Source organism: Arthrobacter sp. 9AX, from assembly GCF_902506095.1.
Lineage (GTDB): Bacteria > Actinomycetota > Actinomycetes > Actinomycetales > Micrococcaceae > Arthrobacter.
In genome coordinates, this window is record NZ_LR733293.1 from 361252 (window position 1) to 379152 (window position 17901).

The following is a 17901-nucleotide window of genomic DNA, read 5'->3' on the forward strand; positions in this document are numbered from 1 at the left end:
CCTTCCATGCAGTTTGTTGGCATCACCCACCAAGGCGAATCCTGGGCCGCGGCCCTCGCGGACACGCGCCTTTTTCCGCTCGCACCGGTCGCCGAATTCTGGGCGGACCCTGCCGGCTGGCAGGACAAGGCGGTCACGCTGACGGCCGACGCCGGCGCCTTGCTTGAGCGCGGCAGCGTCACCGAAGTGCCACTCGTCCCCGCCGCGGCCCGCGTGATCTGCGTGGGCCTTAACTACAAGGCGCACGTTGCCGAGGGCAGCTACAAGGACCAGGATCTGCCGGACCACCCCACGCTGTTCGGGCGCTGGACGGCGTCGCTCTCGGTGGGCAACGTTCCGGTGCCCGTGCCGGCCGGCGAGGACGGGCTGGATTGGGAAGGCGAAGTCGCCGCCTACATCGGCCGGCGCGTGGAGTCCGCTGACGAGGCCGAGGCTGCGGACGCGGTCTTCGGCTACTCCACCTTCAACGACATCACCGCCCGCCGGGCGCAGAAGCTCACCACGCAGTGGACCCTGGGCAAGAACGGCGACTTCACCGGCCCGCTCGGGCCCCTGGTCAGCAGGGACGACGTGGGTGACCTCCGCGACGGCCTGCAGGTGCGCACCCGGGTGAACGGCATCGAGGCGCAGAACGGCAACACCCGGGACATGATCTTCTCCGTCCCTGCCATCATCTCCCTGATTAGCCAGACCCTGACGCTGCACCCCGGCGACGTCATCGCCACCGGCACTCCGGAAGGCGTGGGCTACGCCCGGAACCCGCAGTGGCTGCTGCAGCCCGGCGATACCGTCGAGGTGGAAATCGACAAGCTCGGCACGCTGACCACACCGGTGGGCGAGCCGTCCCTGCGGAGCCGGGCCTGATGGGCGCCCATCGTTTCGCCTCCCCGGACCAGATCCCCGGGCAGGTGCAGATCCTGATTTCCGGCGGCGGACCGAGTGGCCTGTTCCTGGCGCTGGACCTCGCCTCGCGGGGCATCCCGAGCCTGGTGGTGGAGCCGCGGGATTCCGTGGACCACGCCCGGCCCCGGGCCAAAACCACCAACGCCCGCACCATGACGCACCTGCGCCGGCTGGGCCTGGCCGATGCCCTGCGCGCGGCATCCCCGCTGCCCGTGGAGTACTCGCAGGACGTCAGCTTCTGCACCGGACTGACCGGTCCGGGCGCCCATGAACTGCGCCGGTTCCGGAACGCTTTCCAGCTGGTGCCCGGCCGGTACGGGCCGCAGCCGGAGTGCGGCCAGCAGGTTCCGCAGCCCGTGCTCGAGGAAGTGCTGCGCGCCGCCGTCGCCCGATCGCCCCTGGCGAGGATGGTGACGGGCTGGAGCGTGGAGTCGGTTGCGGATTCCGGGACCGGGTACACCGCCGTGATTTTCGATGCTTCCGGTGCCCGGCGCACCCTTTCCGCCGACTTCGTGATCGGTGCCGATGGCGCGTCCTCCGCCGTGCGCCGCAGCCTCGGCATCCGCCTCGAAGGCGGGTCTGCGTCCCTGTCCAACATCAGCATCCTGTTCCGGTCCCCGGGGCTTGCGTCCGCTGTGGCGCTGGACCCGGCCGTGCAGTACTGGGTGGTGGGCGCTGGAACCTCCGGGATGGTGGGTCCGATGGCCCTGGACGGGACTTGGTGGGCCATCATCCAGGGCGTCGACCCGCAGGAGGCAGTGGATCCCGCCACGGCCGGCGGGATGGTCCGTTCCCTGGTGGGGGCCGACGTCGACATTGACGTCCTGGCCACCGACCCGTGGACGGCGCGCATGCTGCTGGCCCCGGAGTACCGCCGCGGGGGAGTGTTCCTGGTGGGCGATGCCGCGCACCTCAATCCGCCGTGGGGCGGGCACGGGTTCAACACCTGCGTGGGGGACGCCGCCAACCTGGCGTGGAAGCTCGCCGCGGTGCTCGCCGGGTGGGCCGGCGCGAACCTGCTGGACAGCTATGAATTTGAGCGCCGCCCGGTGGCCGCCCGCACCATCAGCGATGCCGCCGCCAACGGCAAGGCGCTCGCCTACCACTTCGCCGATGCTGCGCTCCTGGCTTCCGGTCCTGCCGGGGCTTCCGCGAGGGCTGCTGCCCACGAAGCCCTTGCGGTCAAACAGAGCGAGTTCGATTCCCTGGGCCTGGTCCTGGGATACGCCTACGGGGACTCGCCCGTTGTGGTCCCTGACGGGTCACCGGCACCGGTGGAGGACCCCATCGTGTACGTCCCGTCCGCCAGCCCGGGAGCCTTGCTTCCGCACGCCTGGCTGGACAGTGCCGCCTCCGTCTATGACCTTCTGGGCCAGGGTTTTACGCTGCTGGTTGACGCGGCAGCGCTCGCCGGCAGGCCGGTTGAAGAGTCGTTTGCCTCCGTGACTGCGGCCGCTAACCGAACGGGGATCCCGGTGGCGATTGCCGCCGTCGGGCCGTTCGACGACGGGACGTCACCGTCCGAGCTGTGGGGAGCCGACGCCGTCCTGGTCCGCCCGGACCAGCATGTGGCCTGGCGCGGGACTTCGGCTGAGACGGCGGCGGCCGCGCTGGCCGTGGCCGCCGGCCTTCGGCTCACGGCCGACCCGGGACAGCAGCTGCACCAGCCCACTGAGCAGGAAGGGAAGGCCCGTGTCCGAGTCGTCGTTCCGTGATTATCTTTTCGCCCCTGACCACCCCCGCGTGGCGGAGATCCGCGGCCTGGATGCGCGCAGGTACGCCGAGGCGGCCACCAGGGACTCGTTCGCCGGGCCCATGATCGAGGGCTGGAAGAAGCTGTATCCGCAGCCGTTCAGGGGCATCACGAACGACGGCGTCGTCCGGCCGGGGCTGTTTCCGCTCGCTCCCGCGCGGGCCGGGGAGGAGGCGCCCACTGCGGAGATGGCGGCGGCGGCCCGGAAGCTCCTGGAGGGCTTGTCCCTTGAGCAGGCGTCCCGGCTGGGCTACGCCGTGGATGCGCCTGAGTGGCAGAGCTGGGCGAACCCGGAGTTTATGCAGCACGATACCGGGCTCCGCCTGGATGAGCTGGACGCTACGGTGCGCGATGCCGTGTTGGCCGTGGTGGAAGCATCCCTGAGCCCTGCCGGGTTTGAGTTGGTCCGCAACCTCATGAGGATCAACGGCTTCCTCGGTGAGCTGGTGGAGCTGCCCCTGTTGATGAACGAGTTCAGCTACAACTTCGCGCTGTATGGCGAGCCGTCCGAAACCGAGCCGTGGGGGTGGCAGCTGTTCGGCCACCACGCGGCACTGAACTGCCTGGTGGCCGGCACGCAGTTGGTGATTTCGCCGGTGTTCATGGGGGCCGAACCCGATGTGATCGACGCCGGGCCGTACAAGGGCGTGGTGGTGTTCAAGGAGCGCATTGCCTTGACACGCAAGCTGATGGGGGCGCTGCCTGCCGGGCTGCGCGCTTCGGCCACTGTTTATGAATCCATGGTGGATTCCGCGATGCCCGAGGGCCGCCTTCACGCCGGCGACGAACGGCACCTGGGCGGCTGCTTCCAGGACAACCGGGTGATTCCCTATGAGGGCATCCGGGTGGCGGACATGCCGGCGGAAGCCCGCGCCCTCCTGGACGCTGTGGTGGACGACTTCATCGCCTACCTGCCGGACGGTCCCCGGGCTGCCCGGCGCCAGGAGATCCAGGAGCACTACGGCGAAACCTTCTTCAGCTGGATTGGCGGCTGGGAGGGGCAGGAGGCGTTCTACTTCCGCCTGCAGAGTCCGGTGGTGATCCTGGAACTCGACCACCATGCCGGGGTGTTCCTCAGCAACGACGAGCCAGCCCCGTTCCACATGCACACCGTGGTCCGCACCCCCAACGGCAACGACTACGGCCGCGAACTGGTTAAGCAGGCGCTGGCTGGCGGCTAGGATCGACGCTGGCGACTGGACGCTGCAACAAGGCGATGGCCCGGACTTCCTTAGGGAAGTCCGGGCCATCGCCTTTGAAACGCTAGGAGATTTCGAGGGCGGTGCGGCGCTGTGGCGGCGGGCCCACCACGGTGAGGTCCATTTCGGCCTGGGCGCGGCCGAAGCCTTCCATGTCCATGTACGGCTCGCCGCCCTCGGTGTACATGTAGTCCTCCGTGGGCTTGTTGAAGTACTCGAAGAAGCCGTTGAAGACCGACGGCGTGAGGAAGCCCAGCATCTGGGTGTTGTGCGAATCCAGGGCGAAGGAGTGGATGGTGCCGGCCGGGGCGTGCACGAAGTCGCCCTTGGTCAGCAGCATCTCCCGGCCGTTGGCATACAACCACATCCGGCCCTCGGTGACCAGGAAGTTCTCCGTGTGCTGCTCGTGGAAGTGCAGCGGGATGTACGGCGTCTTGGCACCCTTGGTGTGCACTGCAAAGTAGTTCGAGCCGGTGTTCGCCGGCCGGGACAGGTAGGTGAACATGGTCTGGTAGCTGACCAGCCGCTCACCCTCATGCGCACTCAGGAAGTAGGGGCTCAGCGTGGGCGGCAGGCCGGCGTCGTGCTTGAACGTGGGAGTGACGCGCTCAACGTCCGGGAACGTGATGCCGAACTCGGCGCCCACTTCCGCCTGTTCCTGGAGGCTGGCCGTGCGGCCGGCGCGGACGGGCGGGACGTGGGAGCCGATGGGGGTGCCGACGCGCTCGTAGTAGGCCTCGGCGCCGCCCGGCGTCATCCAGTTGAGGAAGCGGGTGTAGTGGCTCGCCATCCGGTAGGCGTGGGGCGTGTTGGGCGGGATCACCACGGAGTCGCCGGGCGTGAGGATGCGGCTTTCGCCGGGGAGCCAGACGTGCAGGATGCCGTCGAAGACGTAGAGGGTTTTGTGCTCCACCGTGTGGCTGACGAACGGCGATTCCGCGCCCATGCCGCCGGAGATGTAGGCGGCGCTGAAGATGCCACCGGTGTCCGCCGCGCGGGCGATCACAGTGACCAGCTGGCCGTTGATCTCATAACGGGCGCCCTCGCCTGACGCCATGTAGTAGGGGACAGCTTCTCCGGGCAGGGTGTTGGCCGCCGGCAGGTGCTGGTTCATTTCCTCCACGCTGAGGGACATTGTTCCTTCTTTCCAGTCGTCCGGCCGGGCCGGAATGTGACCTCCATCATTGCCGGTGCCCGCCGCAGCCACGAGCCGAAATTTCAATGGTTGAAAGCCAACTGTGCTGGTACCGGCGGAGCTGGGATGCTGGCAGTTGGACCTAAGTCACCCAGGAGTCTTTGCCGGCATGAGCCTTTCCTCCACTGTCAACCTTGCCGAAGGCAGCATCCGCGGCACTTCATTCGCGGCTGAAGCGCGCGAGGTCAGCCGCTTCCTGGGGATTCCCTATGCAGGGTCGCCGGCCGGCTCCGGCCGTTTCCGCCCGCCGGTTCCCGTCCCGCCGTGGACGGGGGTGCGCGACTGTACCCTGCCAGGGCCGGCGGCGCCGCAGAACCCCGAGGTTCCTGCCCCGCCTGGCCGGAAGCCGCGGACGTGGAGTGAAAGCGGTTGCCTGAACCTGAACGTCTGGACGCCTGCTGCGGGCGGTTCGGGGTCGCCCGTGATGGTCTGGATCCACGGCGGCGCGTATGTGTCCGGCGCCAACAGTGACGGAATGTACGACGGCGGCAATCTCGCGGCTGCCACCGGCACCGTTGTAGTGACGGTCAATTACCGGCTCGGCGCCCTTGGCTTTTTGCACCTTGAGGAGTTGCTGGGGCCGGAGTACGCGGAGTCATCGAACGTGGCGCTGCTGGATGTGGTCGAGGCGCTGCGCTGGGTTCAGCGGAACATCGGTGCGTTTGGCGGCGACTCGGGGAACGTGACGGTCTTTGGTGAGTCGGCTGGGGCTGCGGCGGTGGGGACGTTGCTGGGGATGCGTGCGGCGCAGGGCTTGTTCCGGCGGGCGATCATGCAGAGCGGGACAGCGGAGAGGTTCCGGACGGCGGACTGCTCGTCCCGGATCAGCCGGGAGTTCCTCTCGCAGTGTGGACTGGATGCCGCCCAGGCCGCGGATGTGCTGACCCTTCCGGTGGAGCGGCTGCTCGAGGCCCAGGAGAAGCTGGTGCAGCGGTGTGGCGCTGACACATTTGCGGTGGCGTTGCCGTTCCAGCCCACCGTGGGAACGCCGTCGCTTCCGGTGCCGCCGCTGGATGCGGTGCGGAATGGCCTTAATTCAGGAGTGGACCTGCTGATCGGGACGAACCTGAACGAGGGGTCCTTCGCGGTGGAGATGCGGCCGAAGAGTCCGGCGCAGCCGCCGCACGCAGAGCGTGTTGCGGCAGTGCTGGCTGAGTTCGGCGCTTCCGGACGGGAGGCCGAGTACACGCAGGCGCTCGCAGCTGCCGCGGGTGCCGGGCCCGGCGGCAAGCAGCTGCTCGAAGCCGCTATCTCCGATGGTGTGTACAGGCAACCCAGCAACCGCCTCCTGGACGCCCGGCAGGGCTCCGCCGGGAAGAATTTCGCGTACCTTTTCACGTGGCGGAGCCCCGCCATGGGCGGCAGGCTCGGCGCGTGCCACGCGCTGGACATCCCCTTCGTGTTCCGGCGGTTGGTCTCGCCGGAAGCGGAGTTCCTCACCCGCGGAACCGCACCGCAGGGCCTCAGCGACATGATGAGTACTTCCTGGGCCGCTTTCGCGCGCACCGGCATGCCGGCTGGACCGGGCCTGCAGGAGTGGCCCGAGTACGGACAGAGCCGACGCACACTGATTCTTGATGAGGAGCCGCGGGTGGAGGATGATCCCCGCACGGAGCTGCGCCAGTTCTGGGCGGGGTAGCTCAGGTCCCCTACTTCTTCGTCAGCCGGTACCGTTCGATCTGCTTCAACCGCCGCAGGAGGCTGTCGCGCCGGGGGTGGGGGACGGCGTCGGCCGGTTCGGCGGTGAGGTCGATGTGCTTGGTGCCGTACTGCCAGAGCAGCAGGTCATCGAGGAGCCGGTCCGGGCCGGGCGAGTAGCGGTGGTCCAGGGCTTTGCGCACCTCGGTGATCCGGTTGGCGCTCAGCAGCCCGGCCAGAGCCATGGTCTGGTTGAGTCCGTGGGCGGCGAGGAGCTCCGCGGCCCAGCCCCAATCGTCGTCCACCTTACGGTCCACGTGCGGGAGGAGGGTGCGCCAGACGTCCCGGATGCGGTTGGGCGTCAGCGGTGCGGCGCCTTCGCCCTCGGTATCCCAGAAACTGCGCACTTCCTCGTACCGCTCATGCAGGTCGGCGAAGGCCGTTTCGACCGTTTCCAACATCGCCGCAGTGGCCGTGAACTGCCGGTCGAAGTGCGGCGTCCAGGCCCGTGGGTCCTCGGCCTTGAACCGGATATCGTGCTCGATCTCGCTCCACGCGTGCGCGAAAATCGTACGGATCTGGCATTCGAAGAAGTAGCTGCCGTTGGGCTGGGCGTCCGGGTTGAAGACCTGCTGGTACTCCTTGACAGCCTCGTTCTGGATGGTCCGCAGGATCAGGTGCCGGCTCGAATAGCCGTAGGTGCCCGACTCGATGGAGCCGATGTCCTTTTCACGGTCCCCGCGGCAATCGAAGAGCTGGCGCTGGCGCTTGATGATGTTGGCCACCGCGGCGTTCTCGGCCGGCAGCTTGGTGATGACGCGGATGCCCACCATGTCATTCAGTGTGCGGAACGGGTCCGGGAACTTCAGCACCCGGGGCCCGCCAGGCTCCAGCGGCTCCTCCGTCCGGGAGATCTTCTCCCTGAACGACTCCACCGTTTTGGTCCGGCCGGTGACGAACAGCGGTGTGACCTCGCTGTCCTTCAGCATGTCCCGCATCAGCAGCAGGACATCGCGTGTGACGAGCTTCAGGGCAGGCCGGACGCGCTCGTAAATCTCCACGTTCCGCTGCACGGACTCGCGCAGGTCCGCGTCCAGGCTCTCCCAGTTACTTGGCATAATTCCAGCTTACGGCCGGCCACTGACAGAACGACGGCGGCGCGAAGCCGCCGTTCCAATGTCCGCCGGGCCGGGCAGCGGGCAAGTTCAGCGCGAAGCGTTGACATGATCCACGGCGGGGCCTACATTTCTACCCAACTGTTGGGGGAGCGGCACCTGAAGCCGCTGGGGTTGGTCTCGTCGCCGCGAAGGCACTCATCTGCTTGCCCGTGCAGATCCGAGAGCGAGACACCGCCCGACTTCTGCCCAGCCCAGGACCACAACCATGACCAATTTGATGAGCAATTTCCGGCGCGCCACGGCCGTGATGCTGGTGACGGCAGGGGTTGCCGGGATCGGCACCCCGTCGCAGGCCACCAGCCGGAGTACGGAGACCCGTTTCGCAGCCGGCGCGGCAGGCAGCGGCGATCCGTACTTCCCCAACGCCGGCAACGGCGGGTACGACGTCCTCCACTACGGCCTCGACCTCCGGTACACCCCGCCGTCGGACCCCAGTGTGCTGGCAGGAAAACTCAGCGCCGCGGCAACCATCACCCTGCGCGCAGAAGAGGAGCTCGAAGCCCTCAACTTCGACCTGCGCGGCCTCGCTGTCACCGCAGTCAGGGTGGACGGCAAAGACACGGGCTGGACCCAAACGCAGGACGACGCCAACCGGGTGTGGGAAGTGACCATCAGCCCGAAGCCCAAGCTGAAGGCAGGCCGGGAGGCAACCATCCAGATCGAGTACGGCGGCAATACCGGACGGCCCGTCGATACCACCGGGGCGCTCTACGGGTGGGTCACCACCGCAGACGGCGCGATAGTGGTCAACGAGCCCGACGGCGCCGCCACCTGGTACCCGGTCAACGACGACCCGGAAGACAAGGCCACCTACACCTTTGCCGTCACGGTACCGGAAGGCAAAACCGCCGTTGCCAACGGCCTGCCCGACGGACGCCCCCAGACCAAGGACGGCTGGACCACGTGGAGCTGGGAAGCGTCGGATCCCATGGCCAGCTACCTTTCGACGGCGGGCATCGGCAACTTCGCGCTGTCCTACGACGAAGGTCCCGGCGGGCTCCCCATCATCAACGCCATCGACGCGGACGTGGCAGGCCAGGCACTGACGCAGACCAGTGCGTCCCTCGCACTGCAGCCCCAAATGGTCGCATTCCTTGAGGACCGCTTTGGCCGTTATCCGTTCGAGGCCTTCGGCGCAACCGTTGACGACGACAGCGTTGACTACGCGCTGGAGACACAGACGCGGCCGGTCTACTCGGGGGCCGCGAGCGAAGGCACCGTGGTGCACGAACTGGGTCACCAATGGTTCGGAAACGCTGTGAGCCCGGCGGACTGGCAGGACATCTGGCTCAACGAGGGCTGGGCCACCTACATCGAGTGGTTGTGGGCCGAGCACCGGGGAACAGCAACCGCGGCCCGGCAATTCACGGATGCGGTGACGCTGCTGGATGCGAACAACCGCTGGGCGCTGAACATCGCCGACCCAGGACGGGACAACCTGTTTGCGGGGCAGGTCTACCTCCGCGGTGCTGCAGCCCTCTACGCATTGCGCGCGAAGGTGGGGGACGACGCGTTCCTTGAGGGCGCACGGGAATGGCTGGACCGGTTTGACGGTTCCTCGGCCACAACGGAACACTTCCAGGCCGTGATGGAGGAAGCCTCGGGCCAGGAGCTCGGCGCGTTCTTCAATGACTGGCTGAGGGAGGGTGACCGGCCAGCGATGCCGTAACGACATGCCGTAAGACGTACAGTACGACGGCGCCGGGAGCCTTCAGCCTTCCGCGGCAGCTGTGGAGCCGCGCACCACGAGTGAGCTTTCCAGGGTGACCTCGTTCTGTTCCAGCGCCTTCCCCTCCATGAGGCGGCGCAGCTGCTCCCCGGCTTTCAGGCCCAGGGGAGTGGCGGGCAGGTGGACGCTGGTAAGCCCCGGATTGCTCGTAGCCGAATAGGGGAGGTCGTCGAAGCCGGCCACCGCCAGTTCCGCCGGAATCTGCACGCCCGCCACGCGTGCCTCCTGCAGCACGCCGTAGGCGTGCGTATCCGTACCGCAGACCACTGCGGTCACCCCCGCGCGCTGCCACGCCGGCCAGGCGGCGGCGAACGCGGAAGCCGCGGTGCCGACGTCGATGGTGGTACTGATGACGCGGTCCGCACCCACCGTGATGCCGCGGGCGTCGGCCTCGGCCAGGAAGGCCTGGCGGCGGAGGGCAAAGGTTTCGGTGCCGGTGACACTGTCCACGTACGCCACCTCCCGGTGCCCGGCCTCGGCCAGGTGCGCGGCAAGTTGGCGCGCACCGCTTGCCACGTCCAGGTTCACCGCCGGGGCGTAGGACTCCAGCCCGGGCGCGTCCAGCAGCACCAGGGGCGACGGCGACGCGAGGTCCTCGAGGAAGCCCGCACTGGGTGCGTCCACCAGGAGCCCGGCGGGGCGCAGGGACATCAGCCGCCGGACGTCGTCGGCCTCCGGAAACTCGCCCGCCTCGGTGACGGACAGCAGCAGCTGGTACTCCGGGCCCAGCGACTCCCGCACTCCGGCGATGACCTTCGCGAAGAAGGGGTTGGAGATGTCCGGTGCCACCAGGATCACGATCGAGCTGACGCCTTTGGCCAGCGAACTGCCGATCCCGTCCACCACGTAGCCCAGTTCGGCGATGGCTTCGCGCACCCGGGAAATGTTGTCCTCAGAGACCCGCCCGGCCGTCTTGCCGTTGGCCACCAGCGAGACAGTCGCGGTGGAGACGCCGGCCCGGGCGGCCACCATTGCCGCGGTGATCCGCCGCGAACGCGCGGGCTGCTGCAACTGTTGCGCGGATTCCATACGTCGATCGTAATGGGCGCGGCGCGCGCTTCAGCCCACGAAGTCCAGGTCCGCCGGGCTGCCCTGGTGCTTCTTGGCCGGGCGCTTGCCGCCGCGCTGCGCGGCGGCGCCGGCGAGGACCACCAGGACTATCCCCAAAACCTGGATGGCTGAGGGCTGCTGGTGCAGGATAAGCAGGCCGAGCAGGACGCCGACGGCGGGTTCGAGGGCCATCAGCGTTCCGAACGCCGAGGGCGTCATCCGGCGCAGCGCGAGCATTTCCAGCGCGAACGGCAGCACGGGCAGCAGGATGGCCAGTCCGGCCGCGGCCGCCAGGATCTCCAGGCTGAGGTGGCCTGCAGCCTGCGGAATTCCGACGACGGCGGCCGCCACCGCTGCAACCGGCACCGTCAGTGTCAGCGCACCGATGCCGCTGAACCTGTCGCCGATCCGTTGAGTGAGCAGGATGTAGACGCCCCAGCCGACAGCGGCCAGAGCGGCCCAGGCCACCCCCACCAGGTTGAAGTCGCCCTGCCAGGGTTGGGTCAGCAGCACGACGCCCACCAGCGCCAAAGCGGGCCAGGCGAGGGCCCTCCTGTTGTGGCTGCGAATGGCTGCCACGGTCAGCGGCCCAAGGAACTCGATGGCAACGGCGGTGCCCAGATGGATGTGTTCCACGGCGGCGAGGAACCCGACGGTCATCACGCCGGTGGTGATCCCGAGGCCCAACAGCGGCAGCACGTCCTGGCGGCGGATGGATCGCAGCGGGGGTCGGCCAATGACCAGGAGGATGATGGCGCCCATGCTGAGCCGCAGCCATGCCGTTCCCGCCGGGCCGACGGTTTCGATCATATTTACGGACAGGGCCGAGCCCAGCTGGACGGACAGGATCGCCGTGACCGCCAGGCCCCACGGCGGGACCGGGACGTTGAACGCGTTTGCCGTGGTCATGACAGCTCCTCTTTATGGTGGCCCGAACCGACGCCCGGTTCGAAGACGGCCAAGGCGAAGGCCGCCGGCTCTGGGCCGGCGTTGGAATATGAGTGCTCAACGTCCCCCGGGAAGGACAGGGCGTCGCCTGCCTCGAGGGCAAAAGCCTCGTCGGCAACCACTACCGTGAGCGATCCCTGGCGGACCTGAAGCAGTTCCTTGGTTCCCGCCGCGTGGGCCTCACTTTTATGCTCGTCGCCGGACGCCAGCGTCCAGTCCCAGAGCTCCACCACGTCCGGTGACCCTGTGCCGGCCACCAGCACACCGCGGCCGCCCGCAGCGGAACTCCACAGGGCCGCGCCCTCTCCGCTTCGCGTGACAGACACGGGCTTGGGCCGCGGCGAATCAACCAGCGCGGGCAGGCCGATGCCCAGCGCGTCGCTGATGCGAAGCAAGGTGCCCACGCTGGGATTGGCGGCACCTTGCTCCACGTTGACCACCATGCGGCGGCTGACTCCCGCGGCGTCTGCCAGCTGGTCCAGGGTCCAGCCCCGCGCCTGCCGTTCCTGCCGGACCCGGCCACCGATCGCAGCGGCCAGGGCTGATGTGCTCTTATCCATTAGTGCATCATACTGCACTGGAAGTGCATTACGGGAGCGAGCGTGATTCCCGCTGAAAAGAGGGGTGGCCCAGGCCTTCCTGAAGAGGGTTTCCAGTGGGACGATGCCCTTATGAGCGACACAAGCCAGGGGAACCCGCGGGACCTTGGTCCGCACCAGCATGCCCACGCAGCACCCAGTACCCAGCAGATGAGGACCGTCGGACAGCGCCGGCGGGACGCGGAAGAGAAGCTGGAGCACCATCTCCAGGAGGCCCGGCATAAGGGCGAGCACCCCGAAGCCGCGACTGAAAAAGAAGCCGTCCAGCCGATCGCCGGTCAGCCTTAGCGGCTCGACGGCACACAAGTTAAAAAACGACGAACGGCAAGCACCCGCTGGCGTCAAGCGCTTGACCTGCAGCAACGTCAAGCGTTTGACGTGACGTGCGCAATGTTGCCATGATCTCTCCTGAACGCTTTCGCTCCCCTCCCTGCTGCCCCTTGCACAGGTGCGGGCCCCAATGACGTGGAGATCATCGTGGAACCCCATCCCCGAACCCCTGACCGCAAGAAAATCATTCTTGACTGCGACCCCGGGCATGACGACGCTGTGGCGTTGCTGCTCGCGCACGGCAATCCGGACATCGAACTGCTGGCCGTCACCACCGTGGTGGGCAACCAGACCCTCGAAAAAGTCACCCGCAACGCCCTTGCCGTCGGCACCATCGCCGGCATCACCGGCGTTCCCTTCGCCGCCGGCTGCGACCGCCCGCTGGTCCGCAGCATTGAAACCGCCCCGGACATCCACGGCGAGTCCGGCATGGACGGCCCCGCCCTGCCCCAGTCGACCATCGGGCTGGACCCGCGCCACGCCGTCGACCTCATCATCGATACCGTCATGGCCCACGAACCCGGCACCGTCACCCTGGTGCCCACCGCCGGCCTGACCAACATCGCCCTGGCAGCCCGTAAAGAACCCCGCATTGTGGAACGCGTGAAGGAAGTTGTCCTCATGGGCGGCGGCTACCACGTGGGCAACTGGAGCGCCGTGGCCGAGTTCAACATCATCATCGACCCCGAAGCCGCGCACATCGTCTTCAACGAGAAGTGGCCGGTGGTGATGGTGGGTCTGGACCTCACCCACCAGGCACTCGCCACTCCTGACGTGGTGGAAAAGATAGCCGCCATCGGCACCAGGCCGGCGACGTTCGTCACCGAGCTGATGGACTTCTTCGCCCACACGTACAAGGACGCCCAGGGCTTCGACCACCCGCCCGTCCACGATCCGTGCGCCGTCGCGTACGTGATCGACCCCAGCATCGTCAGCACCCGGAAAGTGCCGGTCAACATCGAGCTGCAGGGCACCCTCACGCTCGGCATGACGGTGGCTGACTTCCGTGCGCCCGCCCCGGCGGACTGCCGCACCAGCGTGGCCGTAGACCTGGACCACGAGAGGTTCTGGAACCTCGTCACGGACGCACTGGTCCGCATCGGCGAGCCGGGAGGGGTCAAGTAAATGACTGCCACCCTTACTGAAGTAAAAACAAGTCGGGGCAACGTCACCGCCCTGATGGTCGCCCTGCTGGCAGCGTGCGTTGCCTTCCAGCTCAATGCGTCCATGCTTAGCCCTGCCCTGGTGACCATGGGCGAGGAGCTCAACACGGATCAGGCGGTGATCGGTCTGTCGCAGACCTGGTTCTTCACCGCGGCCGCCCTGTTCTCGCTGTTCCTGCCTCGCCTGAGCGACATTGTGGGCCGCAAGAAGGTATTGGTGGGCATGATGCTGCTGATGGCCGCCGGTTCGGTTATCGCCGCCCTCGCCCCGGACGTCACTTGGCTGTTCGTGGGCCGCATCATCCAGGGCGTCAGCGGCCCCACCGTTCCGCTCTGCCTGATCATGCTGCGCTCCGCGGTGAGCAACCCGCGCAAGTACGGCACGCTGATGGGCCTCATCACCGCTGTTAACGGCGGCGTGGCCGGCGTGGACTCCTTCGTGGGCGGCTACTTCGCCGAGCACTTCGGCTTCCGCAGCATCTTCTGGCTCATGGTGGTGCTGGCCCTGGCAGCCACTGCCCTCATCGCCTTCCTGGCCGGCGAAAGCAAGCCGGCGGCCGGTACCCGGATGGACTGGCTGGGCGTGTTCTTCATCGTGGTGGCCGTGGGCGCGCTGCTCACCGCTTTGAACGAAGGAGCCAAGCTGGTGGGCGCCTTCTCGTCCGGCACCCTGATGCTTAGTCTTGCGCTGGTCCTGGTGTCCGCAGCCGCGTTTTATGCCTTCTGGACGGTGGAAAAGCGGTCCGGCCAGCCGATGGTGGAAACCATGCATCTGCGCCAGCGCTCCACCTGGGCGCCGCTGCTGACCACCACCTTGACCATGACCGGCATCTTCGCCGTCATCAACGGCATCGTCCCGGCATACGTCCAGGCTGCCGATCCCGGCTTTGGCCTCGGCCCCACCGAGATGTCGCTGATCATCCTCACGCCGTATGCGCTGCTGGGCTGGATCGTGGGGCCGCTCAGCGGGAAGCTCGCGCCCGTGCTGGGCTACACCAAGGTTCTGCGCATCGGGCTCGTGGGCAGCATCGCGGCGCTGGCCATCATCGCGTTCTTCGGCCTGAACAGCCTGCCCCTGATGATTGCCGGCACCGTGTTGCTGGGCATCATGTACGCCGGTACGGTCAACATCATGCTCAACGGACTCGGTGTTGTCCTCTCGCCCGCCGGGAATCCCGGCTTCCTTCCCGGCGTGAACGCCGGCGCCTTCAACCTCGGCGCCGGGCTCAGCTTCCTGGTGCTGCCCGCTGTACTGGTGGCAACGCCGGCCCTCGGGGATGCGCAGGCGTCCTGCCTGACCGTTGTGGTGGTGGGCCTGGCACTCACGGTGGCTGCCTTCGCCGCCTCGCTGCTGATCCCCAAGCCGGTGGAAGCCGAGGTGGCGGAATGAGCGAGGCAGCGCCCGGGACCAAAGGCAGCATCGTCGTCGTCGGTTCACTGAATGCCGATCTGACCATCTACTGCGAGCGCCTCCCGCTGCCCGGCGAGACGGTGCACGGCAACGGCTTCGCCGTGAACCCGGGCGGCAAGAGCGCCAACCAGGCCGTGGCCGCCAGCCGGCTCGGCGGGAGGGTCAGCCTGGTGGGCGCGGTGGGCGAGGACCCCAACGGCGACATGCTCCTGTCCTCGGCGGCGCGTGCAGGGGTGGGTGTGGGGCATGTGCGGACATCGTCCGAGCCCACAGGAGTTGCGGTCATCGCCGTGGACGCCCGCGGCGAGAACAACATCATCATCTCCGCCGGAGCCAACGGCACCCTGTCTCCCGCTGACGTGGCCCAGGCTGCCGACGTGCTGGAGGGCGCCTCCGTGGTGTGCCTGTGCCTGGAGGTCAGCATGGAAACGGTGCTCGCCGCTGCCCGGGCAGGGCACGACGCCGGCGCCACAGTTTTGTTGAACCTCTCGCCGTACGGGGAGGTGCCCGAGGAACTGTCGGCCCTCACCGATGTCCTGCTGGTCAACGCGCATGAGGCTGCACTGTTCCTGGGTGACGGTGCCGCCGTTCCCGGCCCTGATTCCCCGGGTGCGGACTGGGACAAGGTGCGGAGAAGGTTCGCTGAGCGGGGGATCCGGCAGGTCCTGGTGACGCTCGGTTCGCACGGTTCGGTGGTGCTGGATTCGTTGGCTCCCGCGGCTTCCCAGGTGGTTTATGTGCAGCCCACCAAGGTTGATGCCGTGGACACCACCGGGGCAGGCGACGCCTTCACCGGTGCCGTGGCCGTCCGGCTTGCGGCGGGGGATGCCCTCGCCGATGCTGCCGCGTTTGCCTCCGTTGCCGCTGCTTTGGCAACCACCCGCAAGGGGACGCAGGCGGCGTACCCGGAAGCGGCGGACGTGCGGCGGCTGGGCAGGGTGTAGCCCACCGGCCCCTGTACGCTCGGCACATGGTTGAACGGCACAAGTACAGCTACGGTGATGACCCCAGCCAGTGGGGTGAGCTGTTCCTCCCGGAACTGCCCGATGGCGGCACCCACCGCGGCGTGGTGGTGGTGATTCACGGCGGCTACTGGCGCCAGCAGTACGGGGCCGAACTGGGGGAGCCGCTGGCAGCAGACCTGGCGGCCCGCGGGATGGCGGCCTGGAACCTGGAGTACCGCCGCGCGGGAAACGGCGGTGGCTGGCCCCACACTTTCGTGGACATCCTGGCCGGGATCGACAAACTGGCCGGGCTCGCCGAGCGCCACTCCCTCAACCTGGCCAAAGTGGCGGCACTGGGCCACTCCGCAGGCGGGCACCTCGCGGTGTGGGCGGCGGGCCGGGACCGCCTGGGCCAACTGGGACTGGCCGCGGAGCAACGCGAGGTCGGCGCCAGGGAGGCCGGCGTCCGGCTCACCGGCGTGGTCAGCCAGTCCGGCGTCCTGGACCTGGCGGCCGCTGAAAGGCTCAACCTCAGCAACGGTGCGGTGGCCAACCTGCTGGGCGGGCCGTCGTCGGAATTTCCCGGCAGGCACCGGTACGCGGACCCGATGGCCGCGCTGCCCCTCGACCTTCCCGTCTTCGCCGTCCACGCAACGGAAGACGAGGACGTGCCGCCGGCCATGTCCACGTCGTACGTGGACGCAAGCCGGTCCGGTTCCAAGCCCGCCTGGTTGGTCCTGGTGCCCGGGGACCACTTTGCGCTGATCGATCCCGGCGCGGAAGCATACGCAAAGTGCCGGGAACTGGTCCGGGAACTGCTGGCCTAAGGCGAGTCCCATCTGGCCGGCAAGGCGTCATGGTGCTTAGCAACGTGCTGGTCAGCCGCTCCTCTGGCAGAGTATGAGCATGCTCACAGTTATTGGCGAAGGCCTCGTCGACGTTGTCCAGCGCGCCTCCGGAATCGAAGCCCACGTGGGCGGCAGCCCGCTGAACGTCGCGGTGGGCCTGGCCCGCCTCGACCACCCCGTGCAGTTCATCGGCCGCTACGGGCGGGACGCGTACGGCGATTCCGTGGCGGCGCACCTGCGCGCCAGCTCCGTGATGCTGCCGCTGGGGCCGGATGACCTGCCCACCAGCGTGGCCACCGCGCTGATCGACGACGACGGCGCCGCCACCTACACATTCGACCTCGCCTGGGAGCTTCCCGGCATCGCCGACCGGCTGGCCTTTATGCTGCAGGGCACCACCCTGCTGCACACCGGATCCATTGCCACGATGCTGGCGCCCGGTGCCACCGACGTGCTTGCCGCCGTCGAATACGCCCACCCGCACGCCACCATCAGCTTTGACCCCAACTGCCGGCCCACCATCATCACGGACGTGGACTACGCCCGCCGCCACACCGAGAAATTTGTCTCGCTGGCGGACGTGGTGAAGGCATCCGACGAGGACCTCGCCTGGCTCTACCCGGGGCAGGATGTGCTGGAATCGGCGCGCAAGTGGCTGGAACTGGGCGGCAACGAAGGCCCTGCCATGGTGGTGGTCACCCGCGGAGCCGAGGGGCCGTGGGGTGTGACCCGGGCGGGCGAGTCGCAGGTGGAGGCTCCGCGGGTTGAGGTGGCGGACACCGTGGGCGCCGGCGACTCCTTTATGGCCGCGCTGCTCTCCGGCCTGGTGGACCGCGGCCTCGATGGCGCCCAGAACCGCAAGGACCTGCGGGAACTGCCGGCCGAAGGCCTGGCTGAACTGCTGGCACATGCGGCAAAGGCTGCGGCCGTTACCGTGTCACGGCCTGGCGCCAACCCGCCCACACGTGCCGAACTGAACGGTTCCTCCGGGGAAAGCTAGGCCGGATTTCCCT

General features: G+C 68.0%; 16 protein-coding genes. 11 read left to right on the forward strand and 5 right to left on the reverse strand.

Annotation, left to right across the window (positions count from 1 at the left end; all coding sequences use genetic code 11):
- The first annotated feature begins 6 nt into the window (after nucleotides 1-6).
- Genes BACI348_RS01680 through BACI348_RS01690 form a run of 3 tightly spaced genes read left to right on the forward strand, consistent with a single transcriptional unit; the run spans nucleotide 7 to nucleotide 3837 of the window.
- Entirely contained in the window at nucleotides 7-864 is an 858-nt protein-coding gene (locus BACI348_RS01680) for a fumarylacetoacetate hydrolase family protein (RefSeq protein ID WP_159823662.1), read from the forward strand.
- Nucleotides 864-2618: an FAD-dependent monooxygenase gene (locus BACI348_RS01685; protein ID WP_159823663.1), complete on the forward strand. Its 1755-nt coding sequence runs from the start codon at nucleotides 864-866 to the stop codon at nucleotides 2616-2618. The genes BACI348_RS01680 and BACI348_RS01685 overlap by 1 nt, the downstream gene beginning before the upstream one ends.
- Complete coding sequence (locus BACI348_RS01690) at nucleotides 2596-3837, forward strand: DUF3500 domain-containing protein (RefSeq protein WP_159823664.1); 1242 nt, start codon at nucleotides 2596-2598, stop codon at nucleotides 3835-3837. Before BACI348_RS01685 ends, BACI348_RS01690 begins: the two co-directional genes overlap by 23 nt.
- Nucleotides 3838-3919: 82 nt before the next feature.
- Here the strand turns inward: BACI348_RS01690 and BACI348_RS01695 are convergent, their stop codons facing one another.
- A complete protein-coding gene (locus BACI348_RS01695; RefSeq protein WP_159823665.1) occupies nucleotides 3920-4990 on the reverse strand; it encodes a quercetin 2,3-dioxygenase in 1071 nt (356 codons plus the stop codon).
- Between the two features lie 169 nt (nucleotides 4991-5159).
- Here BACI348_RS01695 and BACI348_RS01700 point away from each other — a divergent pair, with 169 nt between their 5' ends.
- A complete protein-coding gene (locus BACI348_RS01700) occupies nucleotides 5160-6689 on the forward strand; it encodes a carboxylesterase/lipase family protein (RefSeq protein ID WP_159823666.1) in 1530 nt (509 codons plus the stop codon).
- 10 nt (nucleotides 6690-6699) lie between these two features.
- Here the strand turns inward: BACI348_RS01700 and BACI348_RS01705 are convergent, their stop codons facing one another.
- A complete protein-coding gene (locus BACI348_RS01705; protein WP_159823667.1) occupies nucleotides 6700-7806 on the reverse strand; it encodes a GTP pyrophosphokinase in 1107 nt (368 codons plus the stop codon).
- A 265-nt stretch (nucleotides 7807-8071) separates the two neighbouring features.
- Here BACI348_RS01705 and BACI348_RS01710 point away from each other — a divergent pair, with 265 nt between their 5' ends.
- Nucleotides 8072-9535 carry a M1 family metallopeptidase gene (locus tag BACI348_RS01710; protein WP_159823668.1) on the forward strand — a complete coding sequence of 488 codons (1464 nt, stop codon included), beginning with the start codon at nucleotides 8072-8074 and terminating at the stop codon, nucleotides 9533-9535.
- A 42-nt stretch (nucleotides 9536-9577) separates the two neighbouring features.
- On the opposite strand, the gene BACI348_RS01715 is transcribed toward BACI348_RS01710, so the two are convergent.
- From BACI348_RS01715 to BACI348_RS01725, 3 genes are all read right to left on the reverse strand, one after another.
- Nucleotides 9578-10567, reverse strand: a complete 990-nt coding sequence (locus tag BACI348_RS01715; RefSeq protein WP_201298474.1) for a LacI family DNA-binding transcriptional regulator — start codon at nucleotides 10565-10567, stop codon at nucleotides 9578-9580.
- 87 nt (nucleotides 10568-10654) lie between these two features.
- Nucleotides 10655-11554 carry an EamA family transporter gene (locus BACI348_RS01720; protein WP_159823670.1) on the reverse strand — a complete coding sequence of 300 codons (900 nt, stop codon included), beginning with the start codon at nucleotides 11552-11554 and terminating at the stop codon, nucleotides 10655-10657.
- Complete coding sequence (locus tag BACI348_RS01725) at nucleotides 11551-12153, reverse strand: helix-turn-helix domain-containing protein (RefSeq protein ID WP_159823671.1); 603 nt, start codon at nucleotides 12151-12153, stop codon at nucleotides 11551-11553. The genes BACI348_RS01720 and BACI348_RS01725 overlap by 4 nt, the downstream gene beginning before the upstream one ends.
- Nucleotides 12154-12264: 111 nt before the next feature.
- Between BACI348_RS01725 and BACI348_RS01730 the strand changes: the two genes are divergently transcribed.
- The 6 genes from BACI348_RS01730 to BACI348_RS01755 all read left to right on the forward strand — a co-directional run bounded on the left by BACI348_RS01730 (nucleotide 12265) and on the right by BACI348_RS01755 (nucleotide 17888).
- Complete coding sequence (locus tag BACI348_RS01730) at nucleotides 12265-12480, forward strand: hypothetical protein (protein ID WP_159823672.1); 216 nt, start codon at nucleotides 12265-12267, stop codon at nucleotides 12478-12480.
- A 189-nt stretch (nucleotides 12481-12669) separates the two neighbouring features.
- Entirely contained in the window at nucleotides 12670-13647 is a 978-nt protein-coding gene (gene uriH, locus BACI348_RS01735; RefSeq protein ID WP_442858481.1) for a uridine-preferring nucleoside hydrolase UriH, read from the forward strand.
- Complete coding sequence (gene uriT, locus BACI348_RS01740) at nucleotides 13648-15075, forward strand: uridine transporter UriT (protein ID WP_159823674.1); 1428 nt, start codon at nucleotides 13648-13650, stop codon at nucleotides 15073-15075.
- On the forward strand, nucleotides 15072-16040 hold the full coding sequence (locus tag BACI348_RS01745; RefSeq protein ID WP_159823675.1) for a ribokinase: 969 nt from the start codon (nucleotides 15072-15074) through the stop codon (nucleotides 16038-16040). The genes uriT and BACI348_RS01745 overlap by 4 nt, the downstream gene beginning before the upstream one ends.
- 26 nt (nucleotides 16041-16066) lie before the next feature.
- Entirely contained in the window at nucleotides 16067-16867 is an 801-nt protein-coding gene (locus BACI348_RS01750; RefSeq protein WP_159823676.1) for an alpha/beta hydrolase, read from the forward strand.
- Nucleotides 16868-16946: 79 nt separating this feature from the next.
- The gene (locus BACI348_RS01755) at nucleotides 16947-17888 is read left to right on the forward strand and encodes a carbohydrate kinase family protein (RefSeq protein WP_159823677.1); all 942 of its coding nucleotides are present in this window, start codon (nucleotides 16947-16949) and stop codon (nucleotides 17886-17888) included.
- The last annotated feature ends 13 nt before the right edge of the window (nucleotides 17889-17901 follow it).